The organism is Halomicrobium sp. HArcht1-1 (genome assembly GCF_058933285.1).
Genome location: NZ_JBZYDL010000001.1, coordinates 1,659,421 through 1,678,312, shown reverse-complemented (window position 1 = coordinate 1,678,312; position 18,892 = coordinate 1,659,421). Strand labels below are relative to the sequence as shown.

25 protein-coding genes are annotated in these 18,892 nt (G+C 67.0%); 7 read left to right on the top strand and 18 right to left on the bottom strand.

Annotation, left to right across the window (positions count from 1 at the left end; genetic code table 11):
• Positions 1 to 24: 24 nt before the first annotated feature.
• The 4 genes from AC5FRZ_RS08815 to AC5FRZ_RS08800 form a co-directional block, all read right to left on the bottom strand.
• Positions 25 to 837, bottom strand: a complete 813-nt coding sequence (locus tag AC5FRZ_RS08815; protein WP_493564402.1) for a carbon-nitrogen family hydrolase — start codon at positions 835 to 837, stop codon at positions 25 to 27.
• The gene (locus tag AC5FRZ_RS08810; protein ID WP_208628036.1) at positions 834 to 1,277 is read right to left on the bottom strand and encodes an SRPBCC family protein; all 444 of its coding nucleotides are present in this window, start codon (positions 1,275 to 1,277) and stop codon (positions 834 to 836) included. The genes AC5FRZ_RS08815 and AC5FRZ_RS08810 overlap by 4 nt, the downstream gene beginning before the upstream one ends.
• 50 nt (positions 1,278 to 1,327) lie before the next feature.
• Positions 1,328 to 1,552 carry a DUF7123 family protein gene (locus AC5FRZ_RS08805; protein ID WP_018258663.1) on the bottom strand — a complete coding sequence of 75 codons (225 nt, stop codon included), beginning with the start codon at positions 1,550 to 1,552 and terminating at the stop codon, positions 1,328 to 1,330.
• Between the two features lie 117 nt (positions 1,553 to 1,669).
• Positions 1,670 to 1,885, bottom strand: coding sequence for a DUF7525 family protein (locus AC5FRZ_RS08800; protein WP_223270951.1), 216 nt, complete (start codon positions 1,883 to 1,885; stop codon positions 1,670 to 1,672).
• A 104-nt stretch (positions 1,886 to 1,989) separates the two neighbouring features.
• Here AC5FRZ_RS08800 and AC5FRZ_RS08795 point away from each other — a divergent pair, with 104 nt between their 5' ends.
• Positions 1,990 to 3,117 (top strand): LEA/WHy family protein, encoded by a 1,128-nt coding sequence (locus AC5FRZ_RS08795; RefSeq protein ID WP_493564401.1) that lies wholly within the window; start codon positions 1,990 to 1,992, stop codon positions 3,115 to 3,117.
• A 7-nt stretch (positions 3,118 to 3,124) separates the two neighbouring features.
• On the opposite strand, the gene AC5FRZ_RS08790 is transcribed toward AC5FRZ_RS08795, so the two are convergent.
• The 6 genes from AC5FRZ_RS08790 to AC5FRZ_RS08765 form a co-directional block, all read right to left on the bottom strand.
• Complete coding sequence (locus tag AC5FRZ_RS08790) at positions 3,125 to 4,159, bottom strand: phosphate signaling complex PhoU family protein (protein WP_170094310.1); 1,035 nt, start codon at positions 4,157 to 4,159, stop codon at positions 3,125 to 3,127.
• A gap of 123 nt (positions 4,160 to 4,282) precedes the next feature.
• Positions 4,283 to 5,341: an ATP-NAD kinase family protein gene (locus AC5FRZ_RS08785; protein WP_493564400.1), complete on the bottom strand. Its 1,059-nt coding sequence runs from the start codon at positions 5,339 to 5,341 to the stop codon at positions 4,283 to 4,285.
• 190 nt (positions 5,342 to 5,531) lie between these two features.
• Positions 5,532 to 6,224 carry a competence/damage-inducible protein A gene (locus tag AC5FRZ_RS08780; RefSeq protein ID WP_170094308.1) on the bottom strand — a complete coding sequence of 231 codons (693 nt, stop codon included), beginning with the start codon at positions 6,222 to 6,224 and terminating at the stop codon, positions 5,532 to 5,534.
• A 46-nt stretch (positions 6,225 to 6,270) separates the two neighbouring features.
• Entirely contained in the window at positions 6,271 to 7,044 is a 774-nt protein-coding gene (locus tag AC5FRZ_RS08775; RefSeq protein ID WP_493564399.1) for a DUF5803 family protein, read from the bottom strand.
• Positions 7,041 to 7,712, bottom strand: coding sequence for a DUF2110 family protein (locus AC5FRZ_RS08770; RefSeq protein WP_493564398.1), 672 nt, complete (start codon positions 7,710 to 7,712; stop codon positions 7,041 to 7,043). Before AC5FRZ_RS08770 ends, AC5FRZ_RS08775 begins: the two co-directional genes overlap by 4 nt.
• Positions 7,712 to 8,251, bottom strand: coding sequence for a transcription factor (locus AC5FRZ_RS08765; protein WP_015763284.1), 540 nt, complete (start codon positions 8,249 to 8,251; stop codon positions 7,712 to 7,714). The genes AC5FRZ_RS08770 and AC5FRZ_RS08765 overlap by 1 nt, the downstream gene beginning before the upstream one ends.
• A 201-nt stretch (positions 8,252 to 8,452) precedes the next feature.
• Here AC5FRZ_RS08765 and AC5FRZ_RS08760 point away from each other — a divergent pair, with 201 nt between their 5' ends.
• Positions 8,453 to 8,986 carry a phosphate-starvation-inducible PsiE family protein gene (locus tag AC5FRZ_RS08760; RefSeq protein ID WP_372478963.1) on the top strand — a complete coding sequence of 178 codons (534 nt, stop codon included), beginning with the start codon at positions 8,453 to 8,455 and terminating at the stop codon, positions 8,984 to 8,986.
• A 72-nt stretch (positions 8,987 to 9,058) separates the two neighbouring features.
• On the top strand, positions 9,059 to 9,772 hold the full coding sequence (locus AC5FRZ_RS08755; protein WP_493564397.1) for a ThuA domain-containing protein: 714 nt from the start codon (positions 9,059 to 9,061) through the stop codon (positions 9,770 to 9,772).
• Between the two features lie 12 nt (positions 9,773 to 9,784).
• Here AC5FRZ_RS08755 and AC5FRZ_RS08750 read toward each other — a convergent pair whose 3' ends face one another.
• Both AC5FRZ_RS08750 and AC5FRZ_RS08745 read right to left on the bottom strand, forming a co-directional pair.
• A complete protein-coding gene (locus AC5FRZ_RS08750) occupies positions 9,785 to 10,348 on the bottom strand; it encodes a tRNA (cytidine(56)-2'-O)-methyltransferase (RefSeq protein ID WP_493564396.1) in 564 nt (187 codons plus the stop codon).
• A 24-nt stretch (positions 10,349 to 10,372) separates the two neighbouring features.
• The gene (locus AC5FRZ_RS08745; protein WP_208628028.1) at positions 10,373 to 11,029 is read right to left on the bottom strand and encodes a DsbA family protein; all 657 of its coding nucleotides are present in this window, start codon (positions 11,027 to 11,029) and stop codon (positions 10,373 to 10,375) included.
• A 145-nt stretch (positions 11,030 to 11,174) separates the two neighbouring features.
• Here AC5FRZ_RS08745 and AC5FRZ_RS08740 point away from each other — a divergent pair, with 145 nt between their 5' ends.
• Complete coding sequence (locus AC5FRZ_RS08740; protein ID WP_493564395.1) at positions 11,175 to 11,930, top strand: DUF2797 domain-containing protein; 756 nt, start codon at positions 11,175 to 11,177, stop codon at positions 11,928 to 11,930.
• On the opposite strand, the gene AC5FRZ_RS08735 is transcribed toward AC5FRZ_RS08740, so the two are convergent.
• Positions 11,923 to 12,405, bottom strand: a complete 483-nt coding sequence (locus AC5FRZ_RS08735) for a hypothetical protein (protein WP_170094300.1) — start codon at positions 12,403 to 12,405, stop codon at positions 11,923 to 11,925. The genes AC5FRZ_RS08740 and AC5FRZ_RS08735 overlap by 8 nt on opposite strands.
• Positions 12,406 to 12,513: 108 nt before the next feature.
• Between AC5FRZ_RS08735 and AC5FRZ_RS08730 the strand changes: the two genes are divergently transcribed.
• From AC5FRZ_RS08730 to AC5FRZ_RS08720, 3 genes are read left to right on the top strand one after another with little or no spacing between them, the layout of a single operon-like run.
• The gene (locus AC5FRZ_RS08730; RefSeq protein WP_493564394.1) at positions 12,514 to 13,545 is read left to right on the top strand and encodes a DUF7490 domain-containing protein; all 1,032 of its coding nucleotides are present in this window, start codon (positions 12,514 to 12,516) and stop codon (positions 13,543 to 13,545) included.
• Positions 13,538 to 13,858, top strand: a complete 321-nt coding sequence (locus tag AC5FRZ_RS08725; protein ID WP_493564393.1) for a DUF8060 family membrane protein — start codon at positions 13,538 to 13,540, stop codon at positions 13,856 to 13,858. Before AC5FRZ_RS08730 ends, AC5FRZ_RS08725 begins: the two co-directional genes overlap by 8 nt.
• Positions 13,859 to 13,897: 39 nt before the next feature.
• Positions 13,898 to 14,323 carry a hypothetical protein gene (locus tag AC5FRZ_RS08720; RefSeq protein WP_372478967.1) on the top strand — a complete coding sequence of 142 codons (426 nt, stop codon included), beginning with the start codon at positions 13,898 to 13,900 and terminating at the stop codon, positions 14,321 to 14,323.
• A gap of 45 nt (positions 14,324 to 14,368) precedes the next feature.
• Here AC5FRZ_RS08720 and AC5FRZ_RS08715 read toward each other — a convergent pair whose 3' ends face one another.
• The 5 genes from AC5FRZ_RS08715 to AC5FRZ_RS08695 form a co-directional block, all read right to left on the bottom strand.
• Complete coding sequence (locus AC5FRZ_RS08715) at positions 14,369 to 14,719, bottom strand: helix-turn-helix transcriptional regulator (protein ID WP_018258646.1); 351 nt, start codon at positions 14,717 to 14,719, stop codon at positions 14,369 to 14,371.
• 27 nt (positions 14,720 to 14,746) lie between these two features.
• On the bottom strand, positions 14,747 to 15,481 hold the full coding sequence (locus AC5FRZ_RS08710) for an NRDE family protein (protein ID WP_372478968.1): 735 nt from the start codon (positions 15,479 to 15,481) through the stop codon (positions 14,747 to 14,749).
• A 24-nt stretch (positions 15,482 to 15,505) separates the two neighbouring features.
• Positions 15,506 to 16,024, bottom strand: a complete 519-nt coding sequence (locus AC5FRZ_RS08705) for an acyltransferase (protein WP_170094295.1) — start codon at positions 16,022 to 16,024, stop codon at positions 15,506 to 15,508.
• 71 nt (positions 16,025 to 16,095) lie between these two features.
• Entirely contained in the window at positions 16,096 to 17,388 is a 1,293-nt protein-coding gene (gene purD, locus AC5FRZ_RS08700) for a phosphoribosylamine--glycine ligase (RefSeq protein ID WP_493564392.1), read from the bottom strand.
• A 225-nt stretch (positions 17,389 to 17,613) separates the two neighbouring features.
• Entirely contained in the window at positions 17,614 to 18,690 is a 1,077-nt protein-coding gene (locus AC5FRZ_RS08695; RefSeq protein WP_493564391.1) for a hypothetical protein, read from the bottom strand.
• Between the last annotated feature and the right edge of the window lie 202 nt (positions 18,691 to 18,892).

Here is an 18,892-nt window from a genome sequence, read left to right as displayed (position 1 = left end):
CTCTCGACCGAGCACGTATAAAGATCAGGGTTGACGACGGTCGTCGAGCGCCGGGAACGACTCGCGGACGGCGGCGACCCGATCCGGATCGAGGTCGGCGGTGACGAGTGCCGGCTCGTCGCCCGTCGACGCGATCGGCGTCCCCCACGGATCGTACACCGTCGAGCGACCGAGCAGCGCCTCGTCGTCGAACGTGCCGACGCCGTTTACCGCCGCGACGTACGTGAGGTTCTCGACGGCGCGTGCCTTCGGCAGGACCGACCAGTGCTCGACGCGGGGGTAGGGCCACGCGCTCGGGACGAGCACGAGCGTGACCCCGCGGTCGGCCAGTTCCCGGTAGAGCTCCGGAAAGCGGAGGTCGTAGCAGGTCGTGACGCCGACGGTAAAGCCTCCGACGTCGGCGGTCTGGAGACGCTCGCCCGGCTCCAGTAAGTCCTGTTCGGCCGAGCCGTAGCCAAACAGGTGGTGTTTGCGGTACACACTGCGGCGCTGTCCGTCGCTGTCGAACAGCACCGACGTGTTGGCGTAGCCCGCCGTGGCCGGCGTCTCGATGCCGGCCTCGTGGCTGGCGGCCAGATCCTCGACGATCGATCCCGCGAGGAGTGCGACGTCGTGGTCGATCGCCGTCTCCCGCAGTCGCGTGAGCGTCGGCCCGGCCAGGGACTCGGCCGTTCGGGCGTAGGCGTCGAAGGCGAAGTAACCAGTGGCGAACAGCTCCGGCAACGCGACGAGCGCCGCACCGCGGTCGGCGGCTCGTTCGATCATCGCCGTCGCTCGCTCGACGTTCCCCTCGACGGTGCCTGCTTCGACGCGGTGCTGTGCGAGCGCGATTTTCATGGTCGGTCCTCGACGTCTGCCAGCAGCGCGCGTTCGAGGTTCTCTAGCTCGGCGTCGAAGTTGCGCTTGAAGAACCGTTCGACGCCCGGGATTCGACCGTCGACGACGAACCGGTTCGTCAGTCGCGTCGCCACGCTCCCGTCGTCCCGGTCGATCGCTTCCAGTTCGTGCTCGCCTCGCACCGACATCACCTTCGATCGGCCGGTGAAGCTGACGTAGTCGGGCGCGCGCCGTTCGTCGTCGCTGGTCTCGACGGCGACCGTGCTGTCGATCAGCGGGATCGGGAGCGCGAGGTGCCACGTGGCCGAGCCGTCGTCGTGTGTCTCCCAGCGCTCGATGACGCTGATCGGCGCGGCGCGTCGGTCCGGGTCCGCGATGAACTCCCAGACTCGCTCGGGCGACGCCGGTACCGTCATCGTCCGCTCGACCCGGACAGTCATACGATGTCGTCAGGGGTACGTGGTCAAAAAGACGGCGAAGACCGCCACGACTAGCTCAGCGTGACGCGCCACGTCGTCGAGCGGGATCGGCCCCACTTCTCGATGTCGACCTCGTCGGCCTCCTCGGCGAGTCGCGGCAACCGGGCACCGACCTGCTTCGACGAGAGACCGAGCTGCTCGGCGATGTTCTTCGCGCGGAAGTAGCTCTGCCCGCGGGAGACGCTGTCCCTCAGGTAGTCGAGGATCTGCCGGTCTTCCTCGCTGATCTCTCCCATGCCTCGAAGTAGGGCCTTCGAAGTCTTAACCGTTCCTTTCCGAGCTATCGAACCGGAGTAGACGGGCGGAAGGTGGGAACAAAAGGATGGTCGAGCGACGACTCGTCGGCCGGTCGATCAGTCGTCGAACGCGTGGATCGCCACGATCGCCAGGCCCGCCGCCAGCATCGCGACGCCGAAGGCGATCCCGCCGTTGACCTGCACTGCACGGGCGTGTTCCAGCGCGTACGAGTAGCCGAAGACCCCTGTCGCGACCGAAGCGACGACCGCCACGATCGAGAAGAGCAGCCCCAGTCCGACGCTCATGTCCGTCTTCGACGACGTTGTTGCCATACGAGTTGGTATCCCGAGTGGCCACTTAATTCATGCGGAGCGAGCGTCCCGAGAGCGATAGCGGGCCCGAAGATATATCCAGTCTGGCGTGGAGTCGCTACTACATGCGTCGATCGCTCACAGTCGCCCTCGCTGGCGTCCTGGGGATCGCGTTGCTCCTCGGTGGCGGCGTCGCCCTCGGTGTCCTCGGTACGCCCAGCCTCGCGGGCGTCGACAACCAGTTCGGGCCGGTCAACGAGACGACGACGGTCGTCTACACGGACCTACACCTGCACAACCCGAATCCGATCGGAGTGAGACTGGGGAACGTACGCGTCAACTACAGCGTCGCCATGAACGACGTGACACTCGCCAGCGGACAGCGAGACGGGGTCCGAGTGCCGACCGGGAACTCGACGCTGAACCTCACGACGGCGATCGACAACGAGCAGATTCCGGTCTGGTGGTACACCCACGTCGACAACGGGGAGACGACGGCGGTCGACATCGACGCGAGAGTCGAGACGCCGCTCGGCGAGGCCTCTCTGGGCCAATCGAGAGCGATCGAGACCGACATCGCCGGGCAGTTCGACTCGACGGAGACCCGACCGGTCGAGGCAAATCGTCCGCTCGTTCGCGACCCCGTCCTGTACATCAACCGGACGCGCGGGGCGTGGGACCGGCCGAACGTGACACGCCAGCAGACGCCGCTGGACCTCGATTTCACCGTCTACAACCCAAAGTCAGTGCCCTACACCGTCTCGAAGGTCGGCTACGACATCACGATGAACGGCGTCCCCGTGGGCGAGGGCGAGACCGACAGAGGGTATCTCCTCGAACCGCGAACGACAGAGACGATCCGAGCGAACGCGGCGATCCGCAACGACCGACTCGACGAGTGGTGGGTCAGCCACATCGACCGCGACCAGGTCACGGATTTACGCATCGACTTCTACCTGATCGTCGAGTTCCGAACGGAGCAGTTCCGAATCGATCTCGACGCCGTCGACTACGAGCAGCGGATCGAGACCGACATCTTCGGCGACAGTTCCGAGAGCGCACAGGGCGGGGAGCAGACCGCGACGCCAGCGCCGACCGACGATACCGCGACCGAATCCGACGGCAGTGCCACGGCGACAGCTGGTGAGGACGGTCCCGTCTCCTCGGAGACGACGACGCCAACCGAGACGGCGACCGAAACCGACGACGGCATCCTCGATGGTGGCTCTGAGACCGACGACGGCGTGCTCTGACGGACGGTTACTTGATCTCGGTGTGTTCGGACTCCTCGTTGAGCGCGAGGTTCGTCGCGATCTCGGCGTTTCGGACGGCGTACTCGGCGGTCTGCTGGAGACTCACGAGGACTTCCCGCACCTGCAGGAGAGACTCGTTGCCCATCTCCGGCAGATCGTCCAGAATCTCGGTCTCCCGGTCGCCGATCTCGGCGTAGGTCTCGCGGACCTCGATCGCGGTGTCGTAGTCGCGCTCGACGGTGGCGGTCACCGCCTTCTCCGTGATCTCGTTGACCTGATCGGTGAAATCGCGGATCCGACGCATCGTCGACGACTCGACCGTGAGGGTGTGATCGTCGGACTCCAGGGCGATCTCGGCGATGTCCTCGGCGTTGTCGGCAGTCAGTTCCAGGTTCTTCGCGATCGATCGGTAGCCGATCAGCGGGAAGCCGTCGTCGAGCCCGACCGCCCGCGCCAGATTGGGGTTCTGGTAGGAGGTGAAGATGAGGCGAAGGAGCAGCACGAAGATCTTGTTGGCCTGGCGTTCCCGGTTGAGTGCGCGCTGTGCGAGGTCGGGGTTGCCGTGGGCCAGTGACTTGACGGCCTCGTTTCGCATGGTGCTGCCGGTCGATTCGAGCCGTTCGAGGAGGTTGTTCAGCGTGAAGTCTTCGGGGTCGACCGAGCACCGGATGGCGATGCGTTCCGGTCGTTCCTCGATGACACCCAGCCCCATCAGCTGGGTCTCGGCGTTGTAGACGGCGTTGATGTGTTCCGAGGGGAGCGTCTCGCCTTCGCCAGCGTCGATGTGGATGATCCGGCGGCCCAGCACGTACTGGGCGACGATCGCTCGCTCGACGGCGTCGGCGTCGAGGTCGGCGGCGTAGATGATCGCCTCGGACTCCTCTGCCTGCACCGATTCGGGCAACACTGTGAGAGCACCGTTACCGCTGATTCGCAGCGACACTTCGTCGCCTTTCTCCACGTCGTGGGCGCTGGCCCACTCCGCCGGCAACGTCATCGCGAGCGTCGAAGGCCCCAACCGCTGTACCTTTCGGGTTTCCATATGTCCTTTACTTGTCCCAGCTCACCTTAATGTTGTCTATACGGGCGAATACATTCTGCGAATAATAATATTGAATCTCTTTGCCGGGAATCGGTGGACGAACATCCACCGGTCGTCGCGGCGTCAGGCGACCTCGACGAGACGGCGTTCGAAGGCCCCGACGCGCACCCGGAGCCAGCCGCGCAACTGCTCGTCCAGTGCTGGATCGCCGGTGTCGACGCGCAACACGCCGATGTCGTCGAGCTTGGCCCGCGAGGCGACGACCTCGATCTCACAGCGTTCGATGACGGCCGGTGACAGCTGCTGGTTCCCTCGGCCGAAGACGAACCCCTGTCCGCCGATGGGCGAGACGATCACGACGTTGTCCTCGCCGAGCGCGTCGACGATCTCCGCCTCGCCGCCGTCCCTGACGAGAACCTCCCCGTCCCGCCACACGTCGACGCCCAGGGTCGTGCCGTCGAACCCCAGCGCCGACTTGATCGCGCCGACGGTGCTGCCCGGTCCGAGGACGTAGGTGACTCCCGGCCGTGCCTCCTCGGCGACGGCCTCGGCCAGCGTCCCGACGGTGCCGCCGCCGAGTTGCTTCGCGGACTGGCGCTCGTCTGCCTGTGGGACGCGGACGACGGCCCGGAGTTCGGTGACGACCTCGCCCCGACGGTACTCGTCCTCGTCGATGTCGTTGACCTCTGCCCGTTCGGTGTCGGTAAAGCGGGCGGCGATGCGGCCGGCCGCACGCGGCGAGACGCCGAAGACCGACGAATACACCTTGACGCCGGCCGGCACGCCGAGCATCGGCGTCTCGTCGCCGAGCTCCTCGGCCACGTCGACGGCGGTGCCGTCACCGCCCACGAAGAGCACGAGATCGACACCGTGCTCGCGGAAGGCACGCACGGCGGCCCGCGTCTCCTCGCTCGTCGTCACCTCGCTCGCTGGCTCCCCGAGCACGACGGGGTCGAATCCCGCGTCCCGAGCCGCCACGGCACCCATCGGCTCGCCCCAGGTGAGCACCTCGATCTCGTCGCCGTACTCCCGGAGTGCGGCCAGCGCGGTGGCCCCACGCTCGGGTGCGCGGGGCTCGGCCCCCCGCTCGCGAGCCGCTTCGACTTTGCCGTCCGTCCCTTTGAGTCCGACCCGCCCACCCATCCCGGCGATGGGGTTGACGACGACACCGATTCGGCGCATACCACGCGTTCGGTCGCCACTCGCAAAAGCCACCCGGGAACGAATCTTTGAAGCCGGAGGGCGATGGACGTAGTCGTATGTTCGTTCCGCTGCAAGAAACCGTACAGCCCGGGATCATCGACGCGGCCGGCTACCTCGTCACGATCGGTGGGATCGTCGCGACGGCGCTCTGGCTCAAGTTCCTCGGGCGCTAGTCGTCGGCGGACTCGACCCGCGCTTCGAACCACGCCGCCGCTTCCTGGACGAGTTCCCGATCGGTCCCTTCGAACTTGACGCTGACACGCTCGCCCGGATAGCTCCCGACCTTCACCGGGAACCGCTCCTGGACCGCGGCGAGGCGATCCAGCAGCGCACTCTCGGGTTCGTCGGTCTCGACGACGGTGACGTGTCGCCCTTCGCCGTCGAACGCGTCCTCGATCTCCTCGAACATCCGTTTCATCTCTGCGGGGACACCCGGCAGTACGTAGCAGTTCTCGACGACACAGCCCGGCGCGACGCCCTCGTGGTTGGGCAGCACACGCGCCCCTTCGGGGACGTGGCCGGTGCCGTCGGTGAGATCGGCACGCTCGTAGCCGCCGTGTTCTTCCAGCCACGACAGTGCTTCCTCGCTCTCGACCACGTCACGGCCGAAGGCGGCGGCGACGCCTTCGATCGTCTTGTCGTCGTGTGTCGGTCCGAGCCCGCCGGTGACGACGACGGCGTCGTACTCGGCGTGGTACTCGTTGACCACGCGGGCGATGTCCGCCAGCCGATCCGGGACGACCGTCGTCCGTTCGACCGACACTCCGCGGTCGGCGAGCTGGCGGCCGAGCCACGCGGCGTTCGTGTTGACGGTGTCGCCAGCGAGTAGTTCGTCGCCGACCGTGACCAGCGCGACGTGCATGTCGCGGCGTTGGTCGTCACCGAGTAAAAGCCTCTCGTCGTCGCGACTACCGCATGCCCGGCGGCGGCCCGTCGTCGCCGAAGTCGTCGCCGTCCGTGTCGATGTCGATGGCCGTCTCCTCGCGCTTTCGTTTCAGCGACTGGATCTGTCGCCAGTAGTAGACGCTCCCGCCGATCGCCAGGACGATCCCACCCCCGAAGACCGAGCCGAAGATCAGCAGGTCACGCTGGAGGTAGTACCGCACGCGGATCGTCTGGGCGGTCACGTTCTCGTAGGTCAGCGTCATCCGATTGTCCGTCACCGATCGCTCGCCGGCCGGTGGGTTCACCTGCGAGAGCAGCGGGACGCCGACGCGGGCTCCCGGCGGGAGGGTGAGGTTCGTCGCCCCCTCAACGAACACCGGCGTCGAGTAGCGTTTGCCCTGTCGCGGCGCGGTGAACGCGACCTGTCCGGCGGTCTCGTTGGGCACGTCGAGGATGGTCCGCTCGCGGGTCTGGGTCACCGACAGCGCCGAGTGATCGGCGGTGACGACGGTCCCGTTCGGGTATCGGTACTGGAGCGCCCTGATTTCGAGATGGCTCTCCTGGCCCAGCGCGTCGCGCTTGTACACCTGGAGCTCCGAGCGGTTCTCGGTACCGTACACGTGGACGGAGGCGTTCTTTTCGAGGGTGATGGAGGCGTTGACGCTCGAATCCCAGTCGTAGTCGGCGGATTCGTTGAGCCGCTGGGGGTCCGGTTCGCCCGGCCCGAGAAGCGAGGTGCAGCCACTCAGGGCGACGAGTGCGAGCACCGCAGCGAGCACGAGACCCCGACGCCTCATGGGACGATACAGAGCAGCTCCGAGGGCAGGTACTGGCCGATGCTGGACAGCAGCCCCGGCGGATCGGTCTCGTCACGGCAGACGATACTCTGTTCGAGCAGGCCGACGCGCTCGACGGTGATGATGTCCTGGGCGTGACCGGCGCGGTTGACGGTCGCCCGAACCTCTGCCCGGGTCGCGCTGTTGACGTTGACGCGGCCCTGTCCTCGGGTCCACCCGTACAGTTCGTCCTGGGCGGCGTCGCTGAGGCGTGGCGGATCGTCGTTGACGAACTCCAGCGGGAGGTGCTGGACCAGCCCGAAGCGGGTCCGGACCTGTTCGGGACTCCCCCGGCCCAGTCCGATCTCGTCGGCCGGGATCCGGACGGAGTCGCCGTGGCCGACGTCGAGGACGAACCCGTCGTCGTCCCAGGAGTCGAGCGTGCCGACGTAGGTCTCGCCCGATTCGAGAGTCGGGACGATCTCGCCGAACTCCTCGCCCAGGAGGTTCCGGGCGATCGTCTCGTCTGGCCCCGAGATCGTGACGCTCGGGAAGTCGTCGTCACGGATCCCCACGTCGTACTCCACGTCGAGATCCGCGAGTTCGTTCCCCACGAGCGAGGTCAGCGAATCGAGCGCACGCTGGCGAGCGTCGCCGTCGACGTACAGCTTCGTTGCGAGTACGACCATCAGGCTTCGGCGTCCTCTCGTTCGTGGTCGACGTTGAGTTCGTCCCGGAGCTTCGCGATCCGCTCGTCCATGGCGTCGACGAGTCGCGTGTTCTCCATCGATTCGACCTGGTCACCACACTCGGGACACTGGAAACCGAACTCCATCGCCTCGTCGAACTCGAAGCGGATGCCACAGCGCTCACAGAGGTAGAACTCGTTGTCTCGCTCGTAGGACTCGCGGTCTTCGAGCGCGTCGAGCAGGCGGTGCATCTCCTCTTCGAGCTTCTCGGGGATGTTCTCGTACTTGAACGTCCAGAGGTAGGTGAGCCACCCCGAGTCCTCGTCTCGGAGTCGTCGATACGACGCCAGGTCGTTCTCGTAGAGAATGAACAGCGCCCGGCGCACGTCGTTGAGCTCCAGTCCCAGCTCTTCGGCGAGTTCTTCGTCGGTCACTTCGCCGTCCGGCGGCGCGGCGGCGACCGGCATCCCTTTCGGTCCGACGAGTTCGTGGAGGTATTTCTGTATCACAGGATCCTCCAGGAGGTCCTCAAAAGCCATTGTATGCTCTTCGGGCCGTCGTCCGGTTAAGTTTTAGCTTTCCCGTACGACACCCGGAGTCGAAAAGCAGAGACGGCAACCGAGCCAGCAGTGGAGGATCGGTTGTCGGCGTCGGTCGTCGCGACAAATGGTATATGTGTCCAAGGAACATACGAAACGGTATATGCTTGACAACGGCCCTCGGAAGACGGGGCTGGACGAATGAGCGGCGACGAACAGCCCTCGCCCGACCAGAACTCGTCTGCCCCGGTCGAGAGTGAGTCTTCGGCGTCGCTGGGTGAGCGATACTCCCGCGTCGTGGGTCGGTTCGTCCACGGGGTCGAACTCGCTGCCGCGACGGTCTTTGCCCTGCTCTTTGCGGTCGGAGTGTTCGACCTGATTCTGGAGATACTCGATGCCGTGCGATCGGGCAGGATCACCGATCCGCTCGTCGTCATCAGGTTCATCGACACCGGACTCCTCTTGTTGATCATCGTCGAGGTGTACCAGACGGTGCTCGCGTACGTCGAACAGAACGACACCCGGAGAGTCGTCAGGCTGGTCATTTACACCGGCGTCATAGCGATGGTTCGGAAAGCCATCATCTTCCGGACGGGAGAGTACGCCACGTTGGAGGACGCCGTGTTGGCCGCCGGGTCGTACGCGATCATCATTCTCGCGCTGGTCGCGCTGCTCTTCGTCGAGCGGGTCTACGGGAACGACTCCCTGCAGTTGTCCGACGGCGAGTCCGCGTAGCGAGCAGTCCCGGCGACAGTGCGGCCGTGACGGGCCGGCAGACTTTTGCACACGTCCCGACCGAGGACACGCATGGTCGCCGTCACTGTCTGGAACGAGTACGTACACGAACGTGAGGACGACGCCGTCGCGGAGATCTACCCCGACGGCATCCACGAGACGATCGCCGACGCGCTGGCCGAGCGCGGCCACGAGACGCGAACGGCGACCCTGCAGGAGCCGGAGCACGGCCTCACCGAGTCGGTGCTCGACGACACCGACGTGTTGCTCTGGTGGGGTCACGCCGCCCACGACGAGGTCGCAGACGACGTGGTCGAGCGGGTCTGTAACGCGGTCAACGACGGGCTCGGCCTGCTCGTGCTCCACTCCGCGCACTTCTCGAAGCCCTTCCGGCGACTGCTGGGGACCCCCTGTACCCTGAACTGGCGAGAGGCCGGCGAGCGTGAGCGTCTCTGGGCGATCGATCCCGATCACGCGATCCTCGACGGCATCGAGACGCCGATCGTCGTCCCCGAGGCCGAGACCTACGGCGAGCCGTTCGGGATCCCACAGCCCGACGAACACGTCCTCAGCTCCTGGTTCGAGGGCGGCGAGGTGTTCCGATCCGGCGTCTGCTATCGCCGCGGCAGCGGCCGGATCTTCTACTTCCGACCGGGCCACGAGACGTACCCGATCTACCACGACGAGACGATTCAGGACGTGCTCGCGAACGCCGTCGAGTGGGCGGCACCGACAGGTCGCAGCGTCACTCAGTGGGACAACGTCAACGTCGAAGCCAGCGAGTGAGAGCGGCCGCAGCTATCCGTCGTCGGCTGTCTCGGCGGCTTCCTCGGCCGGGACGACGCGCTTTCCCTCGGGCTGGGGCTGGACGACGCGGTCCGCGTCTTCCCACTCGCGGTCGAGTTCGCGCCCCTCGAAGAGTCGATCGAGGAAGACCGCCAGCCCGGCGACCTCTGAGTGGGGCTGGTTCGTCACGCCGACGTTCCAGTCGGCCCGCTCGTACACCTCGAAGCCGACCTTCTCCGCGCCCACGACCAGCAGCAGCGGCTCGCTCCGGTGGGCCGCGCGGATCTCGCCTTCGACCTCCTGGACCGGGAGGCCGTACATGGTGAGGTGGGCGATCGAGCCCGACCAGTCTTTCAGGAAGCGGTTCGGTTGCTCGGTGACCTCGACCTCGAAGGGGCCGCCGAAACGGTCGGTGATGTCCTCGACGGTGTCCTGCCGGCTCGCGCCCGCGTTCGCGAGGACGAGCCGATCCGCACCCAGAGCCCGGGCCGTGAGTCCGACGTGGGTCGTCATCCGTTCGTCCCGGCCGGGACGGTGGCCGAGTCGGAGGACGGCGACCTCGGGTTCGCCTTGCATACCCGAGGGGAGGAGCGTCGGCCGTTAAGTGCTGTCGGACTGGGCCGCGTCGATCGCGGCGCTGAGTGCCTCGTAGCTGGCTTCGACCCTCTCGCCGTTGACCAGCGCCGTCGGCGTCCGGTCGACTCCCGCGTCGATGCCGCCCTCGCGATCGGCCTCGATAGTCGCCTCGTAGGCCTGTTCGACCGCTGCGGTCTTCACCGTCGACGGGTCCGCGTCGACCTCCCGAGCCAGCGACGCGTAGCGGTCCGGCCCCAGCGAGCCCTGGTTCTCGAACAGGAGGTCGGCGTACTCGAAGAACGCCTCGTCGCCGACGCCGTCCTGTACCGCTCGAGCCGCGTTCGGAGCCTCCAGAGAGACGTTCTGGTCGACCGGCAGGGGGAAGTCGTGGTGTTCGTACCGGATCGCCCCGCTCTCGACGTACTCCGAGCGGATGTCTGGGTAGACTTCCTGGTTGAACGTTGCACAGTGCGGACAGGCGAAGTCCTCGTAGACGGCGACCGTCACGTCGGCCTCGGGATCGCCCGCGACCGGCGTCGAGAGCGAACCGGTCGTCACCGTCGCCGTTCCGTCCGGTTGCTCGGAGCCACCACTCGAGGAGTCGAGACAGCCCGCGAGCGAGGCAGCCGCTGCACCGCCGGCCAGCAACAGCGAGCGCCGCGTCGGAGAGAGATCGTCCATAGTCGGCAATCGGGGTTCGTGCACTTTAGTTTCGCGGTCTGTGTGCTGTAGAATCCGCGCCGAGAGCGGGGGCGGCATCGACGCGGGCGTCGGGAGACAGCGACGATCCCACGGGTATTTTGCCCGCCATCCCGTAGCCGCCGCCGTGCAAGTCGTCGGCTATCGCGCTCGCGTCGACGAGTCGGCTGCGCTCCTGCTCGGGACCGACGGAGCCGTTCGAACAGAGCCACTGGAGCCCGGCCAGCAGGTGTCGTACTCGCTCGGCGAGCGCCACTGTGCGGGCACGATCGACGAGGGAACGCACGTCGCTTGCGAGGCTCCGACGGCACCCTACTGTGACAGACACACCGACCGCTGGCCCTGTGCGCGGTGTCGCGGAGACTGTGCGATGCCACTGGAGAGCTGTCACGAGGAACACGCCGTCTACCTGGCCGCTTTCGCTCCGGCGACGTTCAAAGTCGGCGTCACCCGCTCGTGGCGGCTCGAACGGCGACTGCGAGAACAGGGGGCCGACCGGGCGGCCCACCTCCGGACCGTCGCGAACGGACGCGTCGCTCGCCAGATCGAGGCCGAGATCGCCGCGACGGTGGGCGACAGCGTCCGCGTGCCAACGAAGATCGAGGGGCTACACCGATCGGTCGAAGAGCCCGCCTGGCGGACGCTGCTCGACGAGTTCGAGCCCATCGAGACGTTCGAGTTCGAGTACGGGCTGGGCCTGACGGACCGTCCGATCGCCGAGACGCTGCTGTCTGGCACCGTCGTCGGGTCGCAAGGCCGTCTCCTCGTCGTCGAGAACAGCGGCGGGACCTACGCCGTCGACCTCCGGGACACCGTGGGCTACGAGCTCAGCGAGGACAGCGTCGATCGGCAACTCCAGGCCAACCTCGGCGCGTTCAGCTGATGCTGGCGTCGGCGTCCGCTGGGACGGTGGTGTTCGCGGTCCTGTTTCGTCCCGTGTAGAGACGGACCACGCCTCCCGCGAGGAGGCAGGCGGCCCCCAGGACGAGCCAGTACGGTTCGGCACCCAGCACGAAGCGTCCGGCGTCGCCGCCAGCCACCGAGACGCCGGTGTACAGCGACCCTTCGGCGACGTAGTGGCCGACCGCTCTCGCCACGTAGAAGAACACGACGGCGCTCGCGGCGACCGCTCCGAACGCGGCCCGCCGCCACCGGAGGGAGGCGACGACGCCGAGAACGCCGACGACGGCGACACGCGAGAGCAGGCGCTCCTCGTGGCTGACCGGGCCGCCCCAGCCGGTTTCGACGGTCGCGTCGTACATCGGTCGGAACTGCAGCAACTCCTGGTGGATGCCGACGACGACGGCCGCGAGGCCGACGATCGAGAGGACGACCGAGAGGGCAGCTCGCTGATTCATACTGTTGGACTCTCACTGAGAGGCAATGAATTTTGCCCCCACAAATCGAATTGCATACCGCCTCGGTTAGTCAGAAAACATTTATGACTCCGTGGAGGGATCTCGGACGTGCAACGCGAAACGATACTCACCGGCGGCATGGTCGTTCTCGTCGTCGCCATGCTCGCCACACCGCTCGCGGTTCCCGGGGTGCTCGACGAGCCCGACGACGAGAACGTCCGGCCGAGCTACCTCCACCTCCAGACCGAGGACTCGACGATCAACGTCACCTCGGTGCCCGGTCGGACGGCAAACCTCCAGCTCGACACCCGGCTCGTCCACAGCGGCGGGCCGGCGAGAAACGTCACGCTCGAAGTCCGCGCGATCGACGCCGAGTCGGGCCTGCTGGAAGATCAGGTCTACGAGTCCGTCGGCAACGTGACGGGTGATCGATCGGTCTCGGTGCTGACCGACCTCTCGGTCGAGCGCCAGGGCGGCTACCGCATCGAGACGATCGTCTACGAGGACGGCGACCGCGTCGCCCGCGGCACGCGGACGATCAGCGGCGTCCAGGCACTGACGCCCGACTACGCCGACTCGACGGTGACGTTCGAGCGCTACGAGAACTCCCCGGCTGAGATTCCGACGATCGCCGTCGACCCGACGACGACGAGCGACAACCGCTCGGAGCTGTCGGTGACGGCCGCACTGACCAACGACGGCGACACCGAAGCCGGCGACGTGACGCTGCGGCTCCGGGCTCGCCAGGCCGAGTCGAACCTCGTCGCCGCACAGTCCCGCCAGGAAGTCGGCTCGATCCGTCCGGGCCGGACCGTCGAGCCCGGCACGACGCTGACGGTCCCCGACAGCTACAACTACTACATCGACGCGATCTTGCTGCGTGACGGGGTCGTGATCGACACCGCGATCGGCGTCGCCAACCTCGACCCGACCCGCGTCGTCGAGGCCAACGAGACGCGCCGAGCGGTCGAGTTCGACACCGGCGACTTCGACGACGAGAGCACCAGCGGAGGAGACGGCGGCCGAGCGGAGGAGACCCGAACGACCACCGGCGACGGTCCCGGCTTCGGCGTCGGGCTCGCGCTCGTGGCACTGCTCGCAACCGCACTGCTGACCGCACGGAGACAGATCAATGACTGACGACGACATCGGCGGCGCGACCGAGGCACAGCACGACGAAGGGTTCGAGACGACGCAGAGTCCCGACGACACCGACGAGACGACGGAGTCCGACACCGGACAGCGCGTCATCGACGCGCTCCAGTGGGCCGCCTTCGGCATCCTGATCCTCGTGGCCCTGATCGCGACGCTGCAGTTCTACTTCGCGACCTCGAACGCGATCCGGAACTTCGTCACGCCGGACTATCGGCCGCTGTTCCAGGCGATCTTCAATCTCGTCATCCTGCTGGCCAGCGCGCTGGGCCTGTCGGTGCTCGTCCGTCGCATCACGTAGACGACAACCCTTTTCCGACCCGCACGCCAACGGCCGTCCATGGCAGAAGACGACGCTGAGGAGAACGAATCGCCAGCAGACGAACCCTCGGACGCGGGCGAGGACGAAGAGAAGTCCTTCCGAGAGCGCGTCGAGGAGATCCGTCAGGAACGAGCCGAAGAGCGCGAGGGCGAGGACGGCGAGATGAGCCGCGAGGAGCGCATGGAAGAGATGATGGGCGGTGGCGGCGGCCCGCCCGGCATGGGCGGCGGCGGTGGCGGCGGGAACCCCTTCGCACAGATGATGGGCGGCATGATGGGCGGCGGTCCCGGCGGCCCCGGCGGTGCCGGCGGCATGGGACCGGGCGGCCGAGAAGAAGAGAGCGGCGACAACGAAGAGCTGACCCGCGAAGTCCGAAAGCTGCGCGACGAGGTCCACGACGTGCGCCGCACGCTCGACCGAATCGCCGACGCGCTCGAAGACTAGCGCTTCGAACAGTCCGTTCTGCGTTTTGCCGTTCGAGAAGCGGCGCTACTCGTTGTACGCGAGGCTCATGACCCACTGCGAGAAGGCGTCGCTCCGGGCGTCGACCTCCTCGTCGCCGATGAACGGCGAGAGCTGGTCGCCGGCCATCAGCAGCGAGAAGTCCAGGTCTCTGGGTGCCGGCGTGAGGTGGTACGTGTTGTGTCCCTCGTAGATGGTCTCCTCGCGCTGGATCAGTTCCTTGTCCGCCAGCGAGTCGACGATCCGACTCCCCTTGCGCGAAGACACGTCCAGTTCCTTCCAGAAGTCGCTCTGGTGGATGCCACCGGACTCTCTGATGAGTTCCAGGCCGGCACGCTCGTCGTCCGAGAGCTCCTCCTCGATGGCTGCCATGCTCATATACTCCGTTATGGGAGGGTCGGCCGCTTAAACCTGACCTTCGACCGGACGATACGCAGTCTCACAGGGCGGTCCGTCGGCGTAGCGGAACCACCGCTCGTCCCCGAGGACGACGAGCGACGACGAGCGGGTGCCGAACCCCTCACCGTGGACGCAGACGCCGTAGTCGTGGTCCGCGATCGTCTCGGCTGCGCGGTCGAGCCACGAGCCCCCGTTCTCGTCTGGCTCTGGCTGGAGGGTCTGGACGAGTCGGCCGGCGCTGTCGGCCTGACGCTGTGCCGCCGCCCGTCGATCGTCGGGCATCCGGTAGTCGCCGTCGGCACCGACGTTGACGACCACGTGGACGCCGGGGCTCAGCGTGCGAACCGAGAGCGTCCCGTCCCACTCGGTGTAGACGGCCGCCGACGCGTCGGCGACGACGAGGTTGAACCCCTGGTACTCGTCGGCGTCGACGGCGCGCTCGACGAGCCGAGCGGCGTCCTCCGCGGATCGCTCGCCCAGCGCGTCGCGCACGAGCAGGCCCCGAGAGCGCTCGCCCGCGAGGTCGGCGTCCGTCCAGCGGTTCGTGATCGCGACGAAGACGCCGTGCTCGTTGTAGCCGATCCACGTGCCGCCAGCTTCCGCGTCAGTCGGTGCGACGACGCGTGTGCGCCAGTCGTGGACGGCAGGAGGGTTCGACTCCCGGTCGAGCCGTTCGTCACGGTTGGCGGCGACAACGAGTGGCTGTTCGAAGACCTGCCAGGCGAAGACGAGCGTACACACGACCGAGCGTATGGTCCCCGAGGGCTAAAGGGTGCTGTCGGTGTCGTCCTCGCCGACCGGCTCGGCCGGCGCACCGACGACCGTCGTCTCCGGCGGCACGTCTGCCGTGACGACGGCGTTGGCACCGACCTTGGCGTCGTGACCGATCTCGACGCCGGGGAGGACGATCGCTCCCGCGCCGATCATCGCGCCCTCGCCGACGACGACCTCGCCGGTCCGATACTCGTCTCGGAGGAACTCGTGACACAGCAGCGTGGCGTCGTAGCCGACGACCGCGTGGTCCTCGATCGTCAGCAGCTCGGGCCAGAACACGTCGGGGGTGGCCGTCAGCGCCAGCGAGACGCCCTCGCCGACCGTCGCACCGAGCCGACGGAGCAGCCACCGCTTGAGCGCGAGGCTCGGAGAGTACCGCAGGGTCCAGACGACGAGGAAGTTCACCACCAGCCTGAGTGGGTGCTTGGCCGACGGCCAGTGGTGCAGGGAGTTGTGCGGTCCCGGTGTCGCCGTCCGGTCGAGGCGGTCGTGTCGTCGTGGCCCAGTCACGACCGACCGTTCGTCAGGAGCCGTCTAAAAACCCGCGTCGTCGAGGCCGATCCGATCGATCTCGGGCCGCGTTACTCGCCGCGCAGTTCGTCCACGTGATCGATCCGCTGCTGGACGAGGTCGGGCTTGCCGATGTCGTGGCGCATCCGCAGTCCCTCTTCGCCGGCAGCGTCGAGGGCCGCCTCCGCGATCTCTTCGGCCTCGGTGATCGTCTCCGCCAGGCCGACGACGGCGAACGACCGAGAGGTCGTCGTGTAGATGCCGTCCTCGCGCTCGTCGACGCTGGCGTAGAACAGGAGCGCGTCACCGGCGCTGTCCTCGTCGATCGTCACCTTCGCGCCCGCGGCCGGCTCGGTCGGGTAGCCCTCGGGGACGGCGTATTTACAGACCGTCGCCTGCGGAGCGAAAGAGAGCTGTGGCAGGGGCTCGTCCTCGCGGGCCGCCGTCAGCACGTCGAGGAAGTCGGTGTTCAACACCGGCAGCGTGTTCATCGCCTCGGGATCGCCGAAGCGAGCGTTGAACTCGACGACCTTGATCCCGTCGGCGGTGAGCATGAACTGACCGTACAGGACGCCCTTGTAGTCGTCCAGCGCGTCGACGACCGCCCGGAGCACGTCGACGGCCTCCATGTAGTCGTCTTCCGACATGAAGGGCAGCTCCAGGCCGGCGTCGGAGTAGCTCCCCATGCCGCCGGTGTTGGGACCCTCGTCGCCCTCGTAGGCGCGCTTGTGGTCCTGTACGGCGGGTGTGACACGGAGCTGGCCGTTGGCGACGAACCCCTGGACGGTGAACTCCTCGCCGACGAGGCGCTCTTCGAGGACGACGCGGTCGTAGTCCGCACTCCGGAGGTGCGCTTTTGCCTCCTCGGCGGTGACCTGATCGCCGATGACTCGGACGCCCTTGCCGCCGGTGAGCCCGGCCGGCTTGACCGCGAGGTCGCCGTCGTAGTCGTCGATGTACTCGCAGGCGGCAGCCATGTCGTCGAACGTCTCGAAGTCGGGACAGCCCGGAATGTCGTGTTCCCGCATGAACCGCCGCTGGAAGGCCTTGTCCGTCTCGATGCGGGCCGCGTCCTGTCGGGGACCGAACGTGTACACGCCCGCCTCGTCGAGCGCGTCGGCGACGCCGGCTTCGAGTGCGTTCTCGGGACCGATCACCGCGAGCGTCGCGTCGACCTCGTTGGCGTAGGTCCGGACCGCCGTCGGGTTCGTCGTGTCGAGCGTCTCGAACCCGTCGGCCAGCGCCGCGATTCCGGGGTTCCTGTTGCCGGCACACGCGTACAGTCGGGCATCCGAGTCGGCCAGCGAGCGGGCGATCGCGTGCTCGCGGCCCCCGCCACCGATCAGCACCACGGTCTCTGTCATACCTGAGGGGGCGACTGGCAGGGGCCTAAACCTTGCCTTTCCCCTCGCGTCGGCGGCCGTTCAGTCCGTCTCACGGCCGTCTTCCCGCACACACCTGTGGTCGTCGTCGTTCGATCGACCGGTACGGACCGACGAGACTGCGTCTCAGGCTGCCGGCTGTACATCTGTCACGAATGTTGCGACCCCGTGGTCGCGAATCGCTTGCAACAGTGACAGCCGGCAGTATCAGTCCAGGCTGTCGGGCGTGTCGTCACGAGCGAGCCACCGCTGCATCGCCGTCAGCAGGTCGTCGTCCTCGTCGGCCTCCGATCCGCAGCGTTCTCTGTCTGCGGGATCGACCGGCGTGTCGTCTCGATCGTACCACAGCTCCATCGCGGTCGGATTCTCGGTCGTGTTCTCACACTCCCACGCCGGCCCGTCGTCCGAGCCGTCGTCCACGAGGTCGCTGCGCCAGAGCTCTCGGTCGTCCGCGTAGTGCTCGTTCGTATCGTAGTCGTCATCGCCGCCGTCGTTTTCGTCGTCTTCGTCGTCATTGTCGTCCTCGTCGCCGTCGTCATCGCCGCCATCGTCGCCATCGTCTTCGTCGTCCTCGTCGCTATCGCCCGCATCATCGCCGTCTTCGCCGTCGCCATCGTCCACATCACCGTCGTCTGGGTCGTCTCCGTCCGAGCTGTCGTCCCCCGTCTCACTACCGTCGTCTGGATCGCCGTCGCCGTCTGTCCCGTCACTCCCTTCGCCACCGTCACCGCCGTCGCCGTCGGTACCACTACCGGTGTCGTCGCCGTCCGAGCCGTCTCCGCCGTCGCCGTCGACCGCGTACGTCGTACAGTCGCTCCCTGCCTCGACGTGTCCGGCGCACACGCCACAGGCGTCGTTCTGGTCCAGGGCCGCGACGATGTCGTCGACGCTGTCGTAGGCCGCCGCGGCGCAGTCGTTGGGGTTGATACAGAGGCTACACGAGCCGTTCGAATCGGTAGTTCCGCCCCGAACGACGTTCTCTTCCAGCAGCCCGACGATCGTCTCGTCGGCCGACGCCTCGTAACAGTAGCTCTGCCAGCTCCAGGGCACGTCGACGCCGCTCGTCGCCGTCATCGGTCGACAGGTGAAGGTCCCGTCGACGGCGACGACGGCGAAGCTCCCGTCCGTCCCCGTACAGACGCGATCACAGCCCTCGAACTGGGTCTCGTGTGCCGCTGCAGTGCCGCTGGCGGCGAGCAGACCCGCAGTCGCCGCCCCGATCGTCTTCAGCACGCGTCGGCGGTCGACGCCGTTCTCGTCGGTCGCGTCGTCTGTTGGGCTCATCGGTAGCGACATCTCTCGGCGTATCGATTTCGTAATGAGTCGTGTACGGCCGAGAAGTCCGCCACTAACCGGTCAGTTCCCCGACTCCAGACGAAGGTAGTCGGCCGTCGATCGCACCGTCTCGTCGGTATCGCTAGCCGTCCGAAGGTATCTGACGACCACCCGGACCGAACTGGAACGTCGGTCGGCGATCGCTGAGACG